General features: G+C 70.3%; 17 protein-coding genes. 7 read left to right on the forward strand and 10 right to left on the reverse strand.

Features of this window, described 5'->3' with window-relative positions:
- Positions 1-28: 28 nt before the first annotated feature.
- The gene (locus tag KAG51_RS03065; protein WP_290580500.1) at positions 29-754 is read right to left on the reverse strand and encodes an alpha/beta hydrolase; all 726 of its coding nucleotides are present in this window, start codon (positions 752-754) and stop codon (positions 29-31) included.
- A gap of 448 nt (positions 755-1,202) precedes the next feature.
- On the opposite strand from KAG51_RS03065, the gene KAG51_RS03070 reads away from it, so the two are divergent.
- Together KAG51_RS03070 and KAG51_RS03075 are read left to right on the forward strand one after the other, a co-directional pair.
- Positions 1,203-1,709 carry a nuclease-related domain-containing protein gene (locus tag KAG51_RS03070; RefSeq protein WP_290580502.1) on the forward strand — a complete coding sequence of 169 codons (507 nt, stop codon included), beginning with the start codon at positions 1,203-1,205 and terminating at the stop codon, positions 1,707-1,709.
- A gap of 66 nt (positions 1,710-1,775) precedes the next feature.
- On the forward strand, positions 1,776-1,949 hold the full coding sequence (locus KAG51_RS03075; protein WP_290580504.1) for a hypothetical protein: 174 nt from the start codon (positions 1,776-1,778) through the stop codon (positions 1,947-1,949).
- A gap of 12 nt (positions 1,950-1,961) precedes the next feature.
- Here KAG51_RS03075 and KAG51_RS03080 read toward each other — a convergent pair whose 3' ends face one another.
- Positions 1,962-4,562 carry a DEAD/DEAH box helicase gene (locus KAG51_RS03080; protein WP_290580506.1) on the reverse strand — a complete coding sequence of 867 codons (2,601 nt, stop codon included), beginning with the start codon at positions 4,560-4,562 and terminating at the stop codon, positions 1,962-1,964.
- Between the two features lie 88 nt (positions 4,563-4,650).
- On the opposite strand from KAG51_RS03080, the gene KAG51_RS03085 reads away from it, so the two are divergent.
- On the forward strand, positions 4,651-5,472 hold the full coding sequence (locus KAG51_RS03085; protein WP_290580508.1) for a class III extradiol ring-cleavage dioxygenase: 822 nt from the start codon (positions 4,651-4,653) through the stop codon (positions 5,470-5,472).
- Between the two features lie 12 nt (positions 5,473-5,484).
- Here KAG51_RS03085 and KAG51_RS03090 read toward each other — a convergent pair whose 3' ends face one another.
- Entirely contained in the window at positions 5,485-5,892 is a 408-nt protein-coding gene (locus KAG51_RS03090; protein WP_290580510.1) for a thioredoxin domain-containing protein, read from the reverse strand.
- A 168-nt stretch (positions 5,893-6,060) separates the two neighbouring features.
- Here KAG51_RS03090 and KAG51_RS03095 point away from each other — a divergent pair, with 168 nt between their 5' ends.
- Positions 6,061-6,228 carry a hypothetical protein gene (locus KAG51_RS03095; RefSeq protein ID WP_290580512.1) on the forward strand — a complete coding sequence of 56 codons (168 nt, stop codon included), beginning with the start codon at positions 6,061-6,063 and terminating at the stop codon, positions 6,226-6,228.
- Positions 6,229-6,331: 103 nt separating this feature from the next.
- Here the strand turns inward: KAG51_RS03095 and KAG51_RS03100 are convergent, their stop codons facing one another.
- Entirely contained in the window at positions 6,332-6,535 is a 204-nt protein-coding gene (locus tag KAG51_RS03100) for a cold-shock protein (RefSeq protein WP_290580514.1), read from the reverse strand.
- Positions 6,536-6,920: 385 nt separating this feature from the next.
- Here KAG51_RS03100 and KAG51_RS03105 point away from each other — a divergent pair, with 385 nt between their 5' ends.
- Positions 6,921-9,329, forward strand: a complete 2,409-nt coding sequence (locus tag KAG51_RS03105; protein WP_290580516.1) for an immune inhibitor A domain-containing protein — start codon at positions 6,921-6,923, stop codon at positions 9,327-9,329.
- 72 nt (positions 9,330-9,401) lie between these two features.
- On the opposite strand, the gene KAG51_RS03110 is transcribed toward KAG51_RS03105, so the two are convergent.
- Together KAG51_RS03110 and KAG51_RS03115 are read right to left on the reverse strand one after the other, a co-directional pair.
- On the reverse strand, positions 9,402-10,673 hold the full coding sequence (locus KAG51_RS03110) for an MFS transporter (RefSeq protein WP_290580518.1): 1,272 nt from the start codon (positions 10,671-10,673) through the stop codon (positions 9,402-9,404).
- A gap of 105 nt (positions 10,674-10,778) precedes the next feature.
- Positions 10,779-11,585, reverse strand: a complete 807-nt coding sequence (locus KAG51_RS03115) for an exodeoxyribonuclease III (RefSeq protein ID WP_290580520.1) — start codon at positions 11,583-11,585, stop codon at positions 10,779-10,781.
- A 123-nt stretch (positions 11,586-11,708) separates the two neighbouring features.
- Between KAG51_RS03115 and KAG51_RS03120 the strand changes: the two genes are divergently transcribed.
- Positions 11,709-12,230 (forward strand): hypothetical protein, encoded by a 522-nt coding sequence (locus KAG51_RS03120; RefSeq protein WP_290580522.1) that lies wholly within the window; start codon positions 11,709-11,711, stop codon positions 12,228-12,230.
- A gap of 36 nt (positions 12,231-12,266) precedes the next feature.
- On the opposite strand, the gene KAG51_RS03125 is transcribed toward KAG51_RS03120, so the two are convergent.
- Positions 12,267-13,520 carry a geranylgeranyl reductase family protein gene (locus tag KAG51_RS03125; RefSeq protein WP_290580524.1) on the reverse strand — a complete coding sequence of 418 codons (1,254 nt, stop codon included), beginning with the start codon at positions 13,518-13,520 and terminating at the stop codon, positions 12,267-12,269.
- Between the two features lie 62 nt (positions 13,521-13,582).
- Here KAG51_RS03125 and KAG51_RS03130 point away from each other — a divergent pair, with 62 nt between their 5' ends.
- Positions 13,583-14,296 (forward strand): queuosine precursor transporter, encoded by a 714-nt coding sequence (locus tag KAG51_RS03130; RefSeq protein WP_290580526.1) that lies wholly within the window; start codon positions 13,583-13,585, stop codon positions 14,294-14,296.
- Positions 14,297-14,342: 46 nt separating this feature from the next.
- Here the strand turns inward: KAG51_RS03130 and tgt are convergent, their stop codons facing one another.
- Genes tgt through KAG51_RS03145 form a run of 3 tightly spaced genes read right to left on the reverse strand, consistent with a single transcriptional unit; the run spans position 14,343 to position 16,635 of the window.
- Positions 14,343-15,560 (reverse strand): tRNA guanosine(34) transglycosylase Tgt, encoded by a 1,218-nt coding sequence (gene tgt / locus KAG51_RS03135; RefSeq protein ID WP_290581243.1) that lies wholly within the window; start codon positions 15,558-15,560, stop codon positions 14,343-14,345.
- Entirely contained in the window at positions 15,557-16,222 is a 666-nt protein-coding gene (locus tag KAG51_RS03140) for a M50 family metallopeptidase (protein WP_290580528.1), read from the reverse strand. The genes tgt and KAG51_RS03140 overlap by 4 nt, the downstream gene beginning before the upstream one ends.
- The gene (locus KAG51_RS03145) at positions 16,213-16,635 is read right to left on the reverse strand and encodes a tetratricopeptide repeat protein (RefSeq protein WP_290580530.1); all 423 of its coding nucleotides are present in this window, start codon (positions 16,633-16,635) and stop codon (positions 16,213-16,215) included. The genes KAG51_RS03140 and KAG51_RS03145 overlap by 10 nt, the downstream gene beginning before the upstream one ends.
- Between the last annotated feature and the right edge of the window lie 119 nt (positions 16,636-16,754).

The raw sequence follows: 16,754 nt of genomic DNA on the forward strand, positions 1-16,754 counted from the left end.
CTGCGGCGCTGGGCGAGATTCGCGTCGTTCAGGCTGCGGCCGCAGCGCGGTGCTCCGCGAGCGCCTGGGCCAGAGCCCGCAGCACGTCGAGGTTGAACCCCATCGCGAGGTGCGCCGAGTCGACCCGGACGTTCTGCGCCCACGGGCCCTCGTCCTCCTCCCGCACGCGGCAGGCCGGCCCTGACACCACGCCGTCGATCGGCGACCAGATCGCCGTCATCGGCATCGTGAGCGGCTGGGCATGGCGCTCCGCGCCCTCCGGCGTGAGATCGTCGGCGGCCTCGGGGTTCAGGAGGCGGAACCACCGCACGATCCACTCGGTGCCCTCGCGTCCACGGATCGGCGTGCCCATCGTCACGACGTCGCGCACGTGCTCGGGATGGCGACGTGCCGCCTCGCGCGCGTAGACGCCTCCCAGGCTCCAGCCCACCAGCGTGATGGGGCCATCGACTGCCAGCTCGGCGATGTGTGCCTCGAGCTTCTCCTCGTCGCCGGCGGTGATCCCCAGGTTCCACCCGAGATTCCATCCCGAGGTGCGATATCCGAGGTCCTCCAAGAAGTGCCGCATCGGCAGGGTCGTGTGATCGGTGGCGGTGAACCCGGGCAGCACCAGCACCATGTGGCCGTCGCCCCGGGGTGACTCCCGCGCGAGGTCGTCGAGCCCGGCCGCCAGCTTCGCGAACGCAACTGGCATCCCGACGAGCTCCCAGAGCAGTCCCACCGGTCCCGGACGCCATGACGGCAACAGGCTCATGCGCACCTCATCTGATCGACAGCCCCCGCGAGTGTAGGGCGTCGAGCAGCGCATTGACCCTCGTTTGTTGCATGATCGGCGCACGCCAAGGGAGGGAGACCCGATGAGCGACATCAAGATCATGAACATGCGCCGAGACGATCGGTGCGGGTGCGGTGCAGCGACGCCCCGTGGGTCACGTGCCGGCTGGGACCGAGAGCGTCGCGTGGTCGTGTGCTTGAGCTGTCTGCCAGGCGTCGGCCGTCGGCGCGCTGACGTGCCGGCGGACACCACTGACCCAACCGGCGGAGTATCCCCTCCAGGACGGCGCAGGGCTGTTCAGCCTCCACCGCTTCCCATTGAGGTAGGCGTCCCCGGGCAGTCGTTGGTCGCGGAGTTTGCTCGACGCCAGGCGAAGGCCGAGACCGAGTACCGGAAGCGTCACCCCGTCCGGTCGCGATGGTTCGGCGTGCGTGCTCCACTGGCGCCGAGTGCGCGGGCGTTCATGGTCGGGGCCGAGGGGGAGCAGCTCATCGCCGACCAGGTCGTGCGAGCCACGGTCGGGCGAGGCTTCTGGATGTTCAACCGCAGTCTGGGTCGACGCGCCGGGGACATCGACGTCCTCGGTGTCCTCGACAGCGGCATCTGGATCGTTGATGCGAAGCACTACCGAGGACGTCAGGTCACGGTGAAGGACGACATCATCGTCGTCGGTAGTCGCCGGCGACCGGGGCTTACCGAGAGCATGTGGCGCCAAATCTCCGCTGTCACCGCCGCCGTTCCGGGGGTACCGGTGCACCCAGCCATCTGCATCGTCGGTGGTCGTGTCCCGGCCGATGGGGCGCGAGCGGAGGGAATCGTCGTGACCGACGTAGAGGGCCTGACCCGGGCGATGAGTATCGGCGGTCCGATCGACGAGGCGACCCGCGGCGAGATCGTGCAGCGACTCGCGGCAGCACTACCTGCTGCGGCTTGAGCCGTACAACGTGCGACTGCGCCCGGGGCGCGGGATGATCAGCCTCAACTCAGGGAAGGAGAACCCATGAGCGAGACCATGAACGCGGGCAAGCGACGCGCGGCCGTGCCGGTGGACTCCGGCGTGGCCACGGACGGACGGCGTCGCCTGGAGCCCGTCCCCGCCGAGACTCCGGCGGCGGAGCACGGCGACCAGGGCCGTGCGCGGACGCGATGGTTCCGACGAGGTCCCTCGGTCTGAGGGTGGCGGGCGTCAGTTCGCCACAGGACGCAGGCGCACGAGGCGTTCCAGATCGGCGTCGCTCAGCTCGGTGAGCGCGCCCTCGCCGGCATTGACCACGGCATCGGCCAGGGCACGCTTACCCGTGATGAGCTCGGCGATCGACTCCTCGATCGTGCCCTCGGTGACGATGCGGTGCACGTGCACCGCCCGGGTCTGCCCGATGCGGTGGGCGCGGTCGGTGGCCTGGTCCTCGACGGCCGGGTTCCACCAGCGATCGAAGTGCACGACGTGGTCGGCCCGCGTGAGGTTGAGGCCCGTGCCTGCGGCCTTGAGCGACAGCACGAAGACGTCGAACTCGCCCGCCTGGAACTCCCGCACCATCCGCTCGCGCTGTCGGATCCCGGTGCCGCCGTGAAGGAACCGGTGCGCGATGCCGCGGTCGGCGAGGTGCCGGGTGAGCAGGTGACCCATCTGCGTGTACTGCGTGAACACGAGGATCGTGCCGTCCTCGTCGAGGATGTCGGCCGTCAGGTCGGTGAAGACCTTGAGCTTGCCGGACCGTCCGTCGAGCTTGCCGTCGCCCTGGCGCAGGAAGTGGGCCGGGTGATTGCAGATCTGCTTGAGGCGGGTGAGCATCGTGACGACGAGCTGGCGGCGCTTCATGCCCTCGGCCTGCTCGATCTCGGCCATCGTGTCGCGCACCGTGGCCTCGTACAGACCGACCTGCTCACGGGTCAGGTGGGCGCGGTAGTCGGTCTCGATCTTCGGCGGCAGCTCCGGCGCGATGCCCGGGTCGGTCTTGCGCCGGCGGAGCACGAAGGGCTGGACCAGCTCGGCCAGCTCAGCGGCGCGCTGCGGCTCGCGGCCGGACTCGATCGGACGCGACCAGGCCGTGCGGAACTCCTCGACCGAACCGAGCAGGCCCGGCGTCGTCCAGTCGAGGATGGCCCACAGCTCGCCGAGGTGGTTCTCGACCGGGGTGCCGGTGAGCGCGAGCCGGGCGAGCCCGTCGATACTGCGCAGCACGCGTGCGGCCTTGGTGCGCGGGTTCTTGACGTTCTGCGCCTCGTCGGCGACGACGAGGTCCCAGCCGATCTCGCCCAGGTCGGCGGCAGAGCTGACCATCGTGGCGTAGGTCGTGATCACGAAGCCGCCCGTGACCGTGTCGAGCGAACGGCGCGGGCCGTGGAACCGGTGCACCTCGGCGCCCGGGGCGAATCGCTTGACCTCGCGCTCCCAGTTGCCGATGACCGACGCGGGACACACGACCAGGGTCGGCCCGTGGGGGAGTCCGAGCTCGGCGGCCTGCTCGGCGCGGTGCAGCTGCAGCGCGATCAGCATGACGGTCTTGCCCAGACCCATGTCGTCGGCGAGGCAGCCGCCGAGGCCGAGCTCGGTGAGCTGGCTCATCCAGCGCACGCCGTCGAGCTGGTAGTCGCGCAACGTGCCGGCCAGGGAGGTGGGCTGTTGCGTCGCCACCGAGCTCGGGTCGAGCGAGGAGAGGCGCCGTCGGACGTCGTCGAGCCAGCCGATCGTCTCGACCTCGGTGCGGCGTCCCTCGATGAACATCTCGCCGGTGACGACGGCGCGCAGGGCCTCGCCGGCCCGGATCTCGGTGGACTCGCCGTGCAGGGCACGCTCGATCTTGGCGCGGTCGACCATGACCCACGTGTCGCGGAGCCGCACGACCGAGCGGTGATCGCGAGCCAGCTGTTCGACCTCGGCCTGGCTCAGCACCTGGTTGCCCACCGCGACCTGCCAGTCGAAGTGGAACAGCTGGTGATGGGTGAACGCCGCCGGGCGGTCGTGCCGCGGTGAGTCGTCGGCCCGCAGCACGGCCTTGGTGTCGAGCTGGCGCACCAGCGACTCGGGCCATCTGACCTCGATGCGATTGGCCAGCAGGGTGGCCGTCAGTCGGGCGTTGCCGAGCTCGGCGACGGCGTCGGCGCTGACCGTGACGCCGCCACGGGAGTGAGGCTCCGCGAGCCGGGCGGCAGGCTCCCACCACCGGGCCACGCGCTCGAGCATCTCGTGCGTCGGCGTGCGGGCGTCGACCACGATGGGCCGCTCGGGGCCGCTCGTGAGCTCCGAGGCGTCGAACGGCGCCGAGACCTGGGCCCGAGGGATCACCCGCAGGCGCACGACCGCCGCATCGGTGTCGGTCGGCTGCTCCAGGAACGAGACCTCGAACGCGTAGGAGAAGTGCGTCTCGGGCTGGCGCGGCGCCACAGTGCGTGGGGTGGGGGACTGGGGGGTCGTGGCGACCGGCGGTGCGTCGACCGCGAGCGCCTCGAGGAAGCCGAACACGGCCTTCTGGCCCGTGGCCGGATCCGGGCCGATCGCAGCGCCGGCTCCCCGGAGCTGGTCGACCGAGGAGCCCGGCGGCTCGAGCAGGTGCCCGGTCGTCATCAGGCGCAGGGCGATGATCGCGGGGGTGGCCCAGGCGCGGACCGAGGCGTGCGCCGCGACCAGGCGGATGCCTTGGCTCAGCGGGCCGACAGCGTCGAAGGCCGGCACGTGGTGCTCGCCGTCGGGGGCGTCGATCACGAAGTGCGACTTGGCCGGTTCGTCGCCGATCTCGAAGCGGACGGGATGCCGAAGCAGCGGCATCAGCTCGTCGCGGGTGGCCATCCGACCATTCTGACGCACGGCTCCCAACGGCGATCGGCTGCATGGTATCGTTGAAGCGTCAACTACCGCAGGTCGTCAGGAAGCCGCCATGCGCCAGTACTCGATCGCCGATCTCGAGGCACGCCTGACGCCCAGCCCGCGGATGCCGGTGCTGTTCGTCGGCCACGGCAACCCCATGCACGCCATCAGCGACAACGCGTTCACGCGCGAGTGGGCCCGACTGGGCCAGGAGCTGCCCGAGGCGCAGGCCGTGGTGGTGGTGAGTGCGCACTGGCTCACCCCGGGCTCGACCCACATCACCGACGCCCCCCGCAACCGGGTCATCTACGACTTCGGCGGCTTCCCCGACGAGCTCTTCGCCGTGCCGTACCCGAGCGAGGGTGACCCCGCCGTCGCGCGGGTGCTGCAGCGTCAGCTGGTGGAGTACGAGGCCCAGCTCGATGCCCAGTGGGGGCTGGACCACGGCACGTGGTCGGTGCTGGTGCACCTCGCCCCTCGGCCCGCGGTGCCGATCCTGCAGATCAGCCTCGACGCGGCGATGCCCCTGCCGGAGCTCCACGCGTTGTTCGGGCGCCTGCGGGCGCTGCGTGATCGCGGCGTGCTGTTCATCGGCAGCGGCAACATCGTGCACGCGCTCGGTCGGGCCCGGTGGGAGCCGCAGGCGCCGGCCTGGGACTGGGCGGTGGAGTTCGACCGCGTGACGGCCGACGCCCTACGGGAGGGCCGCACGGACCTGCTGCTCGATCCGTTCGGCACGTGGGACACCGCGCGCGTCGCGGTGCCGACCGACGACCACTACCGGCCCATGGTGGCGGCGCTGTCACTGCTGCACCCGACCGAGCCCCTGTCGTTCTTCAACGAGCAGATCGACATGGGCTCGATCGGGATGCGGTCCTTCATCAGCGCCTGAGGGCCGACGTGCTCAGGCCTGCGCTGAGTCCTGGCTCTGCGGTGCCGACGCGCCCTCGGCCTCGGCCCGCTCGGCGATCTGGCGGTGAACGTCGTCCATGTCGAGGTCGCGCACGCGCTGGATCAGGTCCTCCAGCCCGGCCGCGGGAAGGGCCCCGGGCTGGGCGTAGACGAGCACGCCGTCGCGGAACGCCATGATGGTCGGGATCGACGAGATCTGGGCGGCGCCGGCGAGCTGGGGCTCGGCCTCGGTGTCGATCTTGGCGAAGGTCACGTCGGCATGCTGCTCGCTCGCCGCCTCGTAGACGGGGGCGAACTGTCGGCACGGACCGCACCACGACGCCCACCAGTCGATGAGGGTGATGCCGTCGCCGCCGATCGCGTCGTCGATCGTGGCCTGGGTCAGGTTCACGGTGCTCATACAGGGGTCAACCGGACGGGCCCGGAGAAGATTCCAGGTGCGGGACCTCGGCTCGACCGGGTCGGCGAACACTACTGGCGCGTAGGGATGGCCTGCCGTCGAACGTGAGGGTATCCTCAGGTTTACCAGCGGCCTCGCAGCCGATCGTCCCCCTCCGAGGAGCATCCCATGGACGACAGCTCATTCGACTTCGACAGCTCGGCCGTGGCTGCCGCCTCGGCCCGGTTCCCGGCTCGACGTCTGGCCCCCGCCGCAGCCCCGGCGTCCGCCGGCCTGGGCTATCTGGCGCGACCGGGCGAGTTCGGCGAGCACGCCTGGGACGAGAGCGGTCACTGAACCGGTCCCACCTCGAGCACCCGCAGGGCTGCTCACGCAGCGGCTCCGGGAACGACGAAGCCCCCACCCGATCGGGTGGGGGCTTCGTGCTGCTCCGGGGAGCTCAGAGAACGCGCACGTTCGCAGCCTGGAGGCCCTTCGGGCCCTCCTCGACGTCGAACTCGACCTTCTGCTCCTCGTTGAGCGTACGGAAGCCGGACGTCTGGATCGCGCTGTAGTGCGCGAAGACGTCGGCGCCGCCGTCGTCGGGGGCGATGAAGCCGAAGCCCTTGTCAGCGTTGAACCACTTGACGGTTCCGGTGGCCATCTTGTCTCTCCTTCAGCGAGTTCCGGGCGGCGCTTCCGACCCGGTGTCGCAGCTTTCACGTTCCACCGAACCGACCGAAGGGGTGCTTCCCGAGATCGTGGCCAATCGCTCAAACCTTGCAACTGCCGAACAGCCTAGAGCACGGCTGGTGTCGAGCGGCACCCCGTTTCTGCGTGCAGAAGTGAAAGTTGGGTAACGGCTGAGGTGCGGTCAGACATAGTTCGAAAGAACTAGGTCCGTATAGTCACTCGGCACCAAAGTCAAGACTGTCGTTTCCCCTCACGAACTCCTTAGGTTGACCAGAGTGCCGACACGCCCCACTCCGGCGTGCCGGTCGAGCGGGGCCACCTGGACCCCGCCGTGATCCCGAGGGGGGACCGTTTTCGTGAAGCGACTCATCATCGCGACGACCGGTGTGGCTCTGACGGCCTCGATGGCTGCTCTGGGCTCGACGTCGGTCAGCGCAACACCGTCCGGTGGCGGCGTGCCCGTCACCACAGCAGCTGAAGGGGCCTCGGAGCCCGACCTGCCCCACCCGCTGGAGGACAAGCGCACCGCCCTGCGGGAGCAGGCCGTGGCCGCGGTCGTCGGCGGCGACCTCCAGCCGCAGACCGTTGCGGGGTCCGAGGTCGTGCAGGTCGGCGAGGGCGCTGCGCCCCAGGACGCCGCGCTGGCCCAGAACGATGCCGCGCCGCAGGCCAAGCGCCAGGCGGCCCAGGCCAAGCCGCAGCAGGCCCAGTACGTCGAGCTCGCCCAGGAGCGTGCCGACAAGGTCTTCGTGATCCTGGCCGAGTTCGGCGACGAGCGTCATCCCGACTATCCCGACGGTGACACCGACCCGAACACCCCGGGACCAGAGAGGTTCGACGGCCCCCGGCACAACATGATCGCCGAGCCCGACCGCTCGCTCGACAACACCACGGTGTGGCAGGCCGACTACGACCGGGCGCACTACGAGAGCCTGTACTTCGGCACCGGCGAGGGTGTCGAGTCGGTCAAGACGTACTACGAGAAGCAGTCGTCGGGCCGGTACACCGTCGACGGCACCGTCTCCGACTGGGTCAAGGTGCCCTACAACACGGCTCGCTACGGCCGTGAGGACGCCGACACCTGGCAGCTCGTGGCCGATGCGCTCGAGGCCTGGGTCGCCGACCAGAAGGTCCAGGGGAAGACCGACGCACAGATCGCGGCGACCATCGCCGAGTACGACGTCTACGACCGCTACGACTTCGACGGTGACGGGGTGTTCGACGAGCCCGACGGCTACATCGACCACTTCCAGATCGTGCACGCCGGGCCCGGCGAGGAGGATGGCGACTCCTCCTACGGCGAGGACGCGATCTGGTCGCACCGCTGGTACGCCTTCCTGACCGACGCGGGCCTGACCGGCCCGTCCGACAACAAGCTCGGCGGCACGCAGGTCGGCTCGACCGGCGTGTGGGTCGGTGACTACACGATCCAGCCCGAGAACGGTGGGCTGTCGGTCTTCGTGCACGAGTACGGCCACGACCTCGGTCTGCCCGACGCGTACGACACCTCCGGTGGAGGCGACAACAACAACGAGCACTGGACGTTGATGGCGCAGAGCCGGCTCAACGCCGAGGGGGAGCCCCTCGGCACCCGCCCGGGCGACTTCGGCGCCTGGGAGAAGCTCGAGCTCGGCTGGCTCGACTACGAGGTCGTGGCGCACGACGACACGCGCTCGCTGGACCTCGGTCCGCAGGAGTACAACTCGAACCGCCCGCAGGCCGCGGTCGTGCCCCTGCCGGACAAGGAGGTCACCACCGACAACGGCGCGCCGTTCGCGGGGGAGAAGCAGTTCTTCTCCGGGTCCGGTGACGACCTGGCGAACTCCCTGACCACCACGGTCGACCTCACGGACGCTGCGACGGCGAGCCTCGCCGGACAGGTGCGGTACGAGATCGAGGAGGGGTACGACTACCTCTACGTGCAGGCCTCGACCGACGGCGGTGCGACGTGGACGTCGCTCGACGGCACGATCGACGGTCAGCCGATCGGCACCGACACGTCCGGTCGCCCGGGCATCGACGGCGAGCAGGTCGACTGGGCCGCGCTCGAGGTGCCGCTCGACGCCTACGCGGGGGCTCCGGTCCAGCTGCGGTTCCACTACAAGACCGACGGCGGGCTGGCCCTCGCGGGCTTCTTCGCCGACGACCTGGTGGTCAGCGCCGACGGGGAGGAGCTCTCCAGCGACGGGGCCGAGCAGGAGGGCGGTGCGTGGACCGGCGACGGCTTCAGCGCCGTGGGCGCGTCGACGACGGCCACCTTCGACCACTTCTACATCATGGGCAACCGCTCGTACGTCGACTACGACAAGTACCTGCAGACGGGTCCGTACAACTTCGGGTTCGCCGACACCAAGCCCGACTGGGTCGAGCACTACCCGTACCAGGAGGGCCTGCTGATCTCGTACTGGGACACCTCCCAGGCCGACAACAACACGAGTCAGCATCCGGGTGAGGGTCGCAACCTGATCATCGACTCGCGCCCGCGGCCGGACATCAACCTGTGGACGGGCCTGCCGTGGCGGGCACGGATCCAGGTGTACGACGCGCCGTTCTCGAAGAAGAAGGCCGACACCTTGACGCTGCACACCAATGGCAAGGAGTCCAAGATCCGCGGCGAGGCCGCGGTGCCCACCTTCTCCGACACCGGCACGTACTTCTACGACTCGCTGCCCAACCACGGCGTCAAGCTCCCGGCCACCGGGTTCTCGGTCACCGTGACCAAGCAGAACGGCACGAACATGACGGTGAAGTTCAACAAGAAGTAGGGCAGCTGGAACGACTCGGCGCCGGCCTCCTCGGGGAGGTCGGCGCCGAGCCGCGTCCTGGGCCAGAGGGGCTCAGCGCGTGTGGATGATCTCGTCGACGGCGCCCGCCGCGCCGCCGAACTCGTCGGCGACCTCCTCAGCGACGTCGGACTCGGTGTCGGCGCCGGGATGGTGCAGCTCGCGGTCGGCCTCGGCGAGCGTCCGGTGCGCCGAGGCGAGCACGCCGATCGCGGCGAGCACCGCGACGGCGGCGATCGCGAACGGCACGTGCACCGAGCTGTGCTGGACGATGCGGCCCGCGGCGAACGGGGCGAGGCCACCGCCGATGAAGCGCACGAATCCGTAGGACGCCGAGGCGACCGAGCGCTCGACGGGGGAGACGGTCATGACCGCCTGGGTCGTCAGGGTGTTGTTGATCCCGATCGCGATGCCGGCGGCGATGACGCAGCAGGACATGATCACGGCGTCGGTCGTCCAGATCGCCATGGCGGCGAGGTCGAGGGCGAACGCACCGAACGCCAGGTAGAGGGTCAGGGCCGTGCCGAGGCGGTCCTGCAGCCACGGTGCGCCGACGACCGAGAAGAAGGCCACCAGCAGGCCCCAGGCGAAGAAGACCAGGCCGAGCTGGGTGATGCCGAGTCCCATCGGGAACGGTGCATAGCCGAGCATCGTGAAGAAGCCCCAGTTGTAGAGCAGGGCCGCGATGCTCAAGGTCAGCAGCCCGCGATGGCGCAAGGCGCGCAGGGGAGCGGTGATCGACGAGCTGTGCGCGGGGCGACCGGTGTCCGGCAGTCGCCAGACGATCGCCACGAGGGCGATGCTCATGAGGACTGCGACGCCGTAGAAGGGCCCGCGCCAGCTGAGGTTGCCCAGTGCGCCACCGATCAGGGGCCCGGCCGCGATGCCGAGGCCCAGGGCCGCCTCGTAGAGGATGATCGCCCCGGCGAAACCGCCCCTCGCGCTCGAGACGATCGCCGCGAGCGACGTCGCGATGAACAGGGCGTTGCCCAGGCCCCAGCCGGCACGAAAGGCCACGATGGCCTCGATCGATCCGGAGGAGCCGGCCGCGGCAGCGAACACGATGATCAGCACGAGCCCGATCACGAGGGTGCGCTTGGCGCCGAAGCGGCTCGAGATGGCTCCGGTCACGAGCATCGCGACCGCCGTCACGACGAGATAGCTCGTGAACAGCAGCGTCACCTGGCTCTCGGTGGCGTCGAGCTGGTCGCGCAGCGCGGGAAGGATCGGGTCGACCAGGCCGATGCCCATGAAGGACACGACGCAGGCGAAGGCGACCGCGTAGACCGCGGCGGGCTGGGAGGTCAGGGAGGACCGCGTGGACATGCGACTCCTGGAAGGGGATCAAGGTTGCGTAACGCAACTACTTAACCACGGGAAGGAACGCGTCGCACCCCCTGGCCCACAGGTCAGGGGGTGGGGTTGGTCACCTCAGAGGTCGTAGTCGGCCACGAGCGGGGCGTGGTCGGACCACCGCTCGGCCCAGCTGACCGCACGGTCGACGACGCAGCTGCGGGCGGACGCGCCGAGCTGTGGCGTGGCCATCTGGTAGTCGATGCGCCAGCCGGTGTCGTTGTCGAAGGCCTGCCCGCGCATCGACCACCACGTGTAGGGACCGTCGACCTCGCCGGCGAGTCGCCGGGCGACGTCGACCCAGCCGAGCTCGCCGAAGAACTGGTCGAAGTAGGCCCGCTCCTCGGGCAGGAAGCCGGCCTTCTTGACGTTGCCCTTGGCATTGCGGATGTCGAGCGGGGTGTGCGCGACGTTGAGGTCGCCCGTGACGACCGCGTGCCCGGCGGCGTCGAGCTCGGCGAGCCGCGTGGTCATGTTCTGGAGGAACCGGTACTTCTCCTCCTGGCGCGGCGTGCCCGCCTCGCCGGAGTGGACGTAGGCCGAGACGACCGTGACGGTCGAGTCGCCGTGCGGCACGTCGGCCTCGATCCAGCGGCCGGCGTCGTCGAAGCCTTCGCCGACACCGACGCGCACGTCGGTGGCCTCCGACCGGCTGAGCACGGCCACCCCGGCCCGGCCCTTGGCGGCGGCCTCGGTGTGGGCGACGTGATAGCCGGTGTCCGCCAGCAGCTCGCGCACGATCTCGTCGGGGGCGCGCACCTCCTGCAGCGTCACGATGTCGCACTCACGCTCGGCGAGGAACTCCTTCAGGCCGGAGCTCTGGCCGCGGTTCTTGTTCCAGGCGGCGCGGATCCCGTTGACGTTGACGGTGGCGATTCGAAGCACGCGCCCCACCGTAACGACCGGCAGCGACACGTCGGTCCGAGGGGGACAGACCCGTGACGGCGACGCCTGGGAGCGGTACTGTCGCTCCGACCTACTCCTCTCAGGAAGAAATCAGGTACTACCGTGGATCTCTCGAAGATCAATCCGCTCAACCTGGGCGCCCTCGTCGCCGGTGGGCTGACGATCATCCTCTCGTTCATCCCGTCCTACGTGACGGCCTCGATCGACAGCGACATCGCTGGCGTCAACTTCTCCTCCGGGACGAGCGCCTGGGACAGCTTCGCCGTGCTCGGTGTCCTGCTCCTGGTGGCGGCCACCGCCGCGATCGCCGTCAAGGTCTTCGCGCCGCAGGTCATCCCCGCCGGCGTGCCGATCAACCTGGCCGCGGCCGGCGCCGCGGGTCTGGGCACGCTCCTGCTCATCCTGCGCGCGTTCACGTACTCGGGCGGCTTCGGCGTCGACGTCGGCCCCGGCTGGTCCGGCTACGCCATCTTCATCACGTCGATCGCCCTCACGGTGTTCGCCGCGCTGGGGTTCAAGGACTCCGGTGAAAAGCTCCCGGACTTCAACAACAACAACGGTGGCGGTCAGCCGCCGGCCGGCCCGACGCCGCCGGCCCCGCCGGCCGGTCCGCCGGCTCCCTGAGCCAGGCTCACCGAGCGACGATCGAGCGCCCGTCCTTCACGCCGTGAAGGGCGGGCGCTCGTCGATGCGGATCGACTGGCGTCCGGCCCAGCGCCACACCCGCGCCGTGAGGTCACGGTCCTGCTCGGTCACGAGGTTGCCCATGACCCGCAGCGCCACCGTCATCAGACGCGGAGACCGCATGCCGACGGGGCCGGCCAACGGCAGCAGGCGCGGCACCGTGAGCAGGCCGGCCAACCGGCGCGCGATCGAGAACGCCTCGCCGTAGTGCGTCGTGAGCAGGTGGGGCCACGCCTGGTCGAGGCGTGCCTCCTGCGCGATCAGCTCAGCGCCCAGCCGGCCGGTCTCGAGCCCGTAGTCGATGCCCTCGCCGTTGAGCGGATTGACGCACCCGGCGGCGTCGCCGATCAACATCCAGTTGGGACCGGCGACCCCCGAGACGGCCCCGCCCATCGGCAGCAGGGCGCTCGTGGGAGCGCGCAGCTCGCCGGCCAGGTCCCACTCGTGCCGGCGCAGCGTCGCGTAGTACTCCATCAGGGGACGGATCTGCAGGGCCGCAGGACGCTTGGCCGTGGCGAGCGCGCCCACGCCGAGGTTGACCTCGCCCTGCTCGGCGCCGAGCGGGAAGATCCAGCCGTAGCCGGGGAGCAGCTCGTCCTGCGCGTCGCGCAGCTCCAGGTGCGAGCTGATCCACGGGTCGTCGGCCCGGGTCGACTTCACGTACGAGCGCCCGGCGATGCCGTAGGCCGTGTCGCGGTGCCACTGGCGCCCCAGCGCCGTGCCGAGCGGGGACTTCACGCCGTCGGCGACGACGAGCCGGTCGCAGAAGATCGTGTGCGGAGTGCGATCAGGGCCCGTCAGCAGATGGACCGACGTGACGCGCCCGCTGCTGTCGCGATCGACATCGACCGCGCGGGCGTGGTCCAGACCCACGGCCCCGGACGCGAGCGCGACCTGGCGGATGCGGTCGTCGAGCTCGGTGCGCGGGACGGCGGAGCCATGGTCGGGCAGCGATCCACCGGGCCAGGGGAGCAGGAGCTCGACACCGAATCCGGCCGCACGCAGCCCACGGTTGCGCGTGTGTCCGCGCACCCAGTCGCCCAGACCGAGCCGGTCGAGCTCGGCGATCGCGCGCGGGGTGAGTCCGTCGCCGCACGTCTTGTCGCGCGGGAACGTGGCGGCATCGGCCAGGACGACGTCGAGACCGGCGCGCGCGGCCCACGCGGCGGCGGCCGATCCGGCGGGCCCGGCGCCCACCACGAGCACGTCGGTACGGGTCGGCAGGGACATGGCTCCGATCATGTCAGAGCGCTGCGCGCCGGGCCGACGTCCGTGCTGCGATGATGGCCCCCATGAGTTCTCAGGCAACCTCACCAAAACCTGACGTCCGGTTCGCCTCCCGAGGTTCGTCGCACTTCGACGTCCTGCTGGCCCTGTTCGTCGTGGTCCTCGTCGTCTCCAACGTCGCCGCGACCAAGAGCATCGAGTTCGGGTCGGGCTCGTGGAGCATCGGCTCGCTGCAACTGTGGCCCGTCGTGACCGACGGCGGCGCCTTCCTCTTCCCACTGGCGTACATCGTCGGCGACGTGATCAGCGAGGTCTACGGGTTCAAGGCCGCCCGGCGCGCGGTGCTGATGGGATTCGCTGCGGCGATCCTGGCCGCCTTCACGTTCTGGCTCGTCCAGATCGCCCCCGGGGCCAGCTTCTACGAGAACCAGGCGGCGTTCGAGGCCGTGGCCGGACCGGTCGCCCAGATCGTGCTCGCGAGCGTCACCGGCTACGTCGCCGGGCAGCTGTTGAACTCGTGGGTCCTCGTGCGCATGAAGGCGCGGACGAAGGAGAAGGGCCTGGTCGGCCGGCTCGCCGCCTCCACCGGGGTCGGCGAGATGGCCGACACGTTCCTGTTCTGCGCGATCGCCGCCACGGCGATCGGCATCGACTCGATGGGCGTGTTCTGGAACTACTTCGTCGTCGGCGTGATCTACAAGGTCGCGGTGGAGCTGCTCGTGATGCCGCTGACCGTGGTCGTGATCGGCTGGCTCAAGCGCCGCGAGCCCACCTACTGACGGTCGGCTCAGTCCGTCAGCCCTCAGTCCGTCAGTCCGTCAGCCCTCAGCTCCGGGCGTAGCGGCCCAGGAAGTCGGCCTTGAGATCGGCGTACGTGCCGTCGACGAGGCTCGCGCGGATGCGGTCGACCAGACGCAGGATGAAGCGCTCGTTGTGGATCGTGCCGAGCGTGGCGGCCAGGTACTCACCCGTCTTGTAGAGGTGGTGCAGGTACGCGCGTGTGTAGTGCTGGCAGGTGTAGCAGTCGCACTCGGCGTCGACGGGCTCCAGGCTGCGCTTGTGGGCGGCGACCTTGAGGTTGAACCAGCCGTCGGCGGCGTACAGCCGCGCGGTGCGGGCGACGCGCGAGGGGTTGACGCAGTCGAAGGTGTCGCAGCCGGACTCGATCGCGGCGAACAGGTCCTCCGGCTCGCCGATGCCCAGCAGGTGGCGCGGCTTGTCGTCGGGCAGCTCGTCGGTGACCCAGGCGGTGATGGTGCCGAGGTTCTCCTTCTCGATCGCTCCGCCGATGCCGAATCCGTCGAAGCCCTGACCGTCGACCTCGGTCGCGACCAGGTCACGGGCGGCCTTGCGCCGCAGGTCCTCGTACTGCGCGCCCTGCACGACACCGAACAGCGCCTGGTACGGCTTGCCGGCCCGCTCCTCGGTCAGGCGCCGGTGCTCGGCGATGCAGCGCACGGCCCACGCCTGCGTGCGTTCGAGCGAGGCCTCCTGGTAGCCGCGGGTGTTCATGAGGGTCGTGAGCTCGTCGAAGGCGAAGATGATGTCGGCACCGAGCTCGTGCTGGATCCGCATCGACACCTCGGGCGTGAAGCGGTGCTTCGAGCCGTCGAGGTGGCTCTTGAACGTCACGCCGTCGTCGTCGACGACCGCGAGCCGGTCCTTGCCGTCGGCGATGACGTCGTCGGAGGTCACGCCCTTCGCGTCCATCGCGAGCGTCTTCTTGAATCCCGCTCCGAGGCTCAGCACCTGGAAGCCACCGGAGTCGGTGAAGGTCGGACCGCGCCAGTTCATGAACGCACCCAGGCCGCCGGCCTCGTCGATCAGGTCCGATCCCGGCTGCAGGTACAGGTGGTACGCGTTGGCGAGCAGCGCTTGAGCGCCGATGTCGGCCATCGTCTCCGGCAGCACGGCCTTGACCGTGGCGCGGGTGCCCACCGGGATGAAGGCGGGCGTGGCGATCTCGCCGTGGGGGGTCGAGATCACGCCGGCTCTGGCGCGTGAGTCCTGGGCCTGGCTGGTGATCGCGAACATGGGGATCAGTCAAGCAGCCGGTCGACCGCGGGCCAGAGGGCGGCGAACGTCAGGGCCAGCAGGACGAGATTCCAGACCGCGGCCGGCACGTGCGTGAGCCGGGCCAGGACGTCGGCATCGCTCGTGCCGGTGCGGCTGCGGCGGCGGTGCCCCCACAGCTCGACGACCGTGCGCGGCCCCGCGAGCAGCCAGAACCAGGCGGCGGACGCGACGAGCAGCACCTGGAGGTCCGCGTCGGCCCGGGAGGCCGTCACGCCGACCGCGGCGCCGGCCGCCAGCACGACGACGAGACCGAACAGGTTGCGGATGAACACGAGCGTCACGGCCAGGAGCCCGATCGCGACCCAGAGCGCCTCCGTGACCCACCCCAGACGCACGGCGGTGATCAGCAGCAGACCGACGACCGACGGGGCGAGGTATCCGGCCGCAGCAGTGGCGACCATGCCGGGCCCCCGGGGCTTCCCCCGCGACACCGTGAGCCCGGAGGTGTCGGCATGCAGGCTGATCCCGCTCAGCCGGCGTCCGGTCGCCACCGCGACACCGGCGTGCCCCAGCTCGTGCACCAGGGTGACCGCGTGCCGGGCGTACCGCCACGCGGTGGGCACGACCACGAGGGCCGCGCCCACCGCGGGCGGGAGCCACGGGCTGTCGAGCAGCGTCGTCAGCTCCACGGCATCGGATCGCCGGGGGTCGCGTCGACCAGCTCGATCCGCTGTGCGTCGCCCGCCGTGACACCGAGGCCCGCCGCGATGCGGTGCTGCACGGCACCCTCGCGGTGACGGCTCTGCCGGTCCAGGCTCAGGCCGAGCGCCGTGTGCGCCCAGGCGCTGGTGGGCTCGAGCTCGACCAGGCGGCGGAAGGCCTCCTCGGCGGGCTCCAGGTGGGCGGCGGCGAAGTGCGCGCGTCCCACGAGCTCCCACGCGCCGGCGTGACCGGGCTCGGCGTCGACGACCTTCTGCAGGACCCGCGCGGCCTCGCGGGGGAAGCGGGACTCCAGCAGCTCCTGGCCGTAGCGGAAGGCGTCGAAGACCTCCATCGCGGCGATCGACTCCTCGGTGATGGTGGGCTTCATGTAGATCGTCATGTGCTCCTCCTTCCGAGGCGTGACCCACACCGTGCGGGTTCGACCGGCTCAACGTCACGGTGCCAGGCGTTGTTCCCCGTGTCGGTGGAGCGAACTGTCGGCGGTGGGCCGGAGACTGG

Origin of the sequence: Aeromicrobium sp. (assembly GCF_023146395.1) — a bacterium.
Classification (GTDB): Bacteria; Actinomycetota; Actinomycetes; order Propionibacteriales; family Nocardioidaceae; genus Aeromicrobium.

What these genes read in the sequence shown, in the direction of transcription:
- KAG51_RS03065 (WP_290580500.1), bottom strand. Translation starts at nt 754, where the DNA reads ATGAGCCTGTTGCCGTCATGGCGTCCGGGACCGGTGGGACTGCTCTGG.
- KAG51_RS03075 (WP_290580504.1), top strand. Translation starts at nt 1,776, where the DNA reads ATGAGCGAGACCATGAACGCGGGCAAGCGACGCGCGGCCGTGCCGGTG.
- KAG51_RS03080 (WP_290580506.1), bottom strand. Translation starts at nt 4,562, where the DNA reads ATGGCCACCCGCGACGAGCTGATGCCGCTGCTTCGGCATCCCGTCCGC.
- KAG51_RS03085 (WP_290580508.1), top strand. Translation starts at nt 4,651, where the DNA reads ATGCGCCAGTACTCGATCGCCGATCTCGAGGCACGCCTGACGCCCAGC.
- KAG51_RS03090 (WP_290580510.1), bottom strand. Translation starts at nt 5,892, where the DNA reads ATGAGCACCGTGAACCTGACCCAGGCCACGATCGACGACGCGATCGGC.
- KAG51_RS03095 (WP_290580512.1), top strand. Translation starts at nt 6,061, where the DNA reads ATGGACGACAGCTCATTCGACTTCGACAGCTCGGCCGTGGCTGCCGCC.
- KAG51_RS03100 (WP_290580514.1), bottom strand. Translation starts at nt 6,535, where the DNA reads ATGGCCACCGGAACCGTCAAGTGGTTCAACGCTGACAAGGGCTTCGGC.
- KAG51_RS03110 (WP_290580518.1), bottom strand. Translation starts at nt 10,673, where the DNA reads ATGTCCACGCGGTCCTCCCTGACCTCCCAGCCCGCCGCGGTCTACGCG.
- KAG51_RS03125 (WP_290580524.1), bottom strand. Translation starts at nt 13,520, where the DNA reads ATGTCCCTGCCGACCCGTACCGACGTGCTCGTGGTGGGCGCCGGGCCC.
- KAG51_RS03130 (WP_290580526.1), top strand. Translation starts at nt 13,583, where the DNA reads ATGAGTTCTCAGGCAACCTCACCAAAACCTGACGTCCGGTTCGCCTCC.
- KAG51_RS03145 (WP_290580530.1), bottom strand. Translation starts at nt 16,635, where the DNA reads ATGACGATCTACATGAAGCCCACCATCACCGAGGAGTCGATCGCCGCG.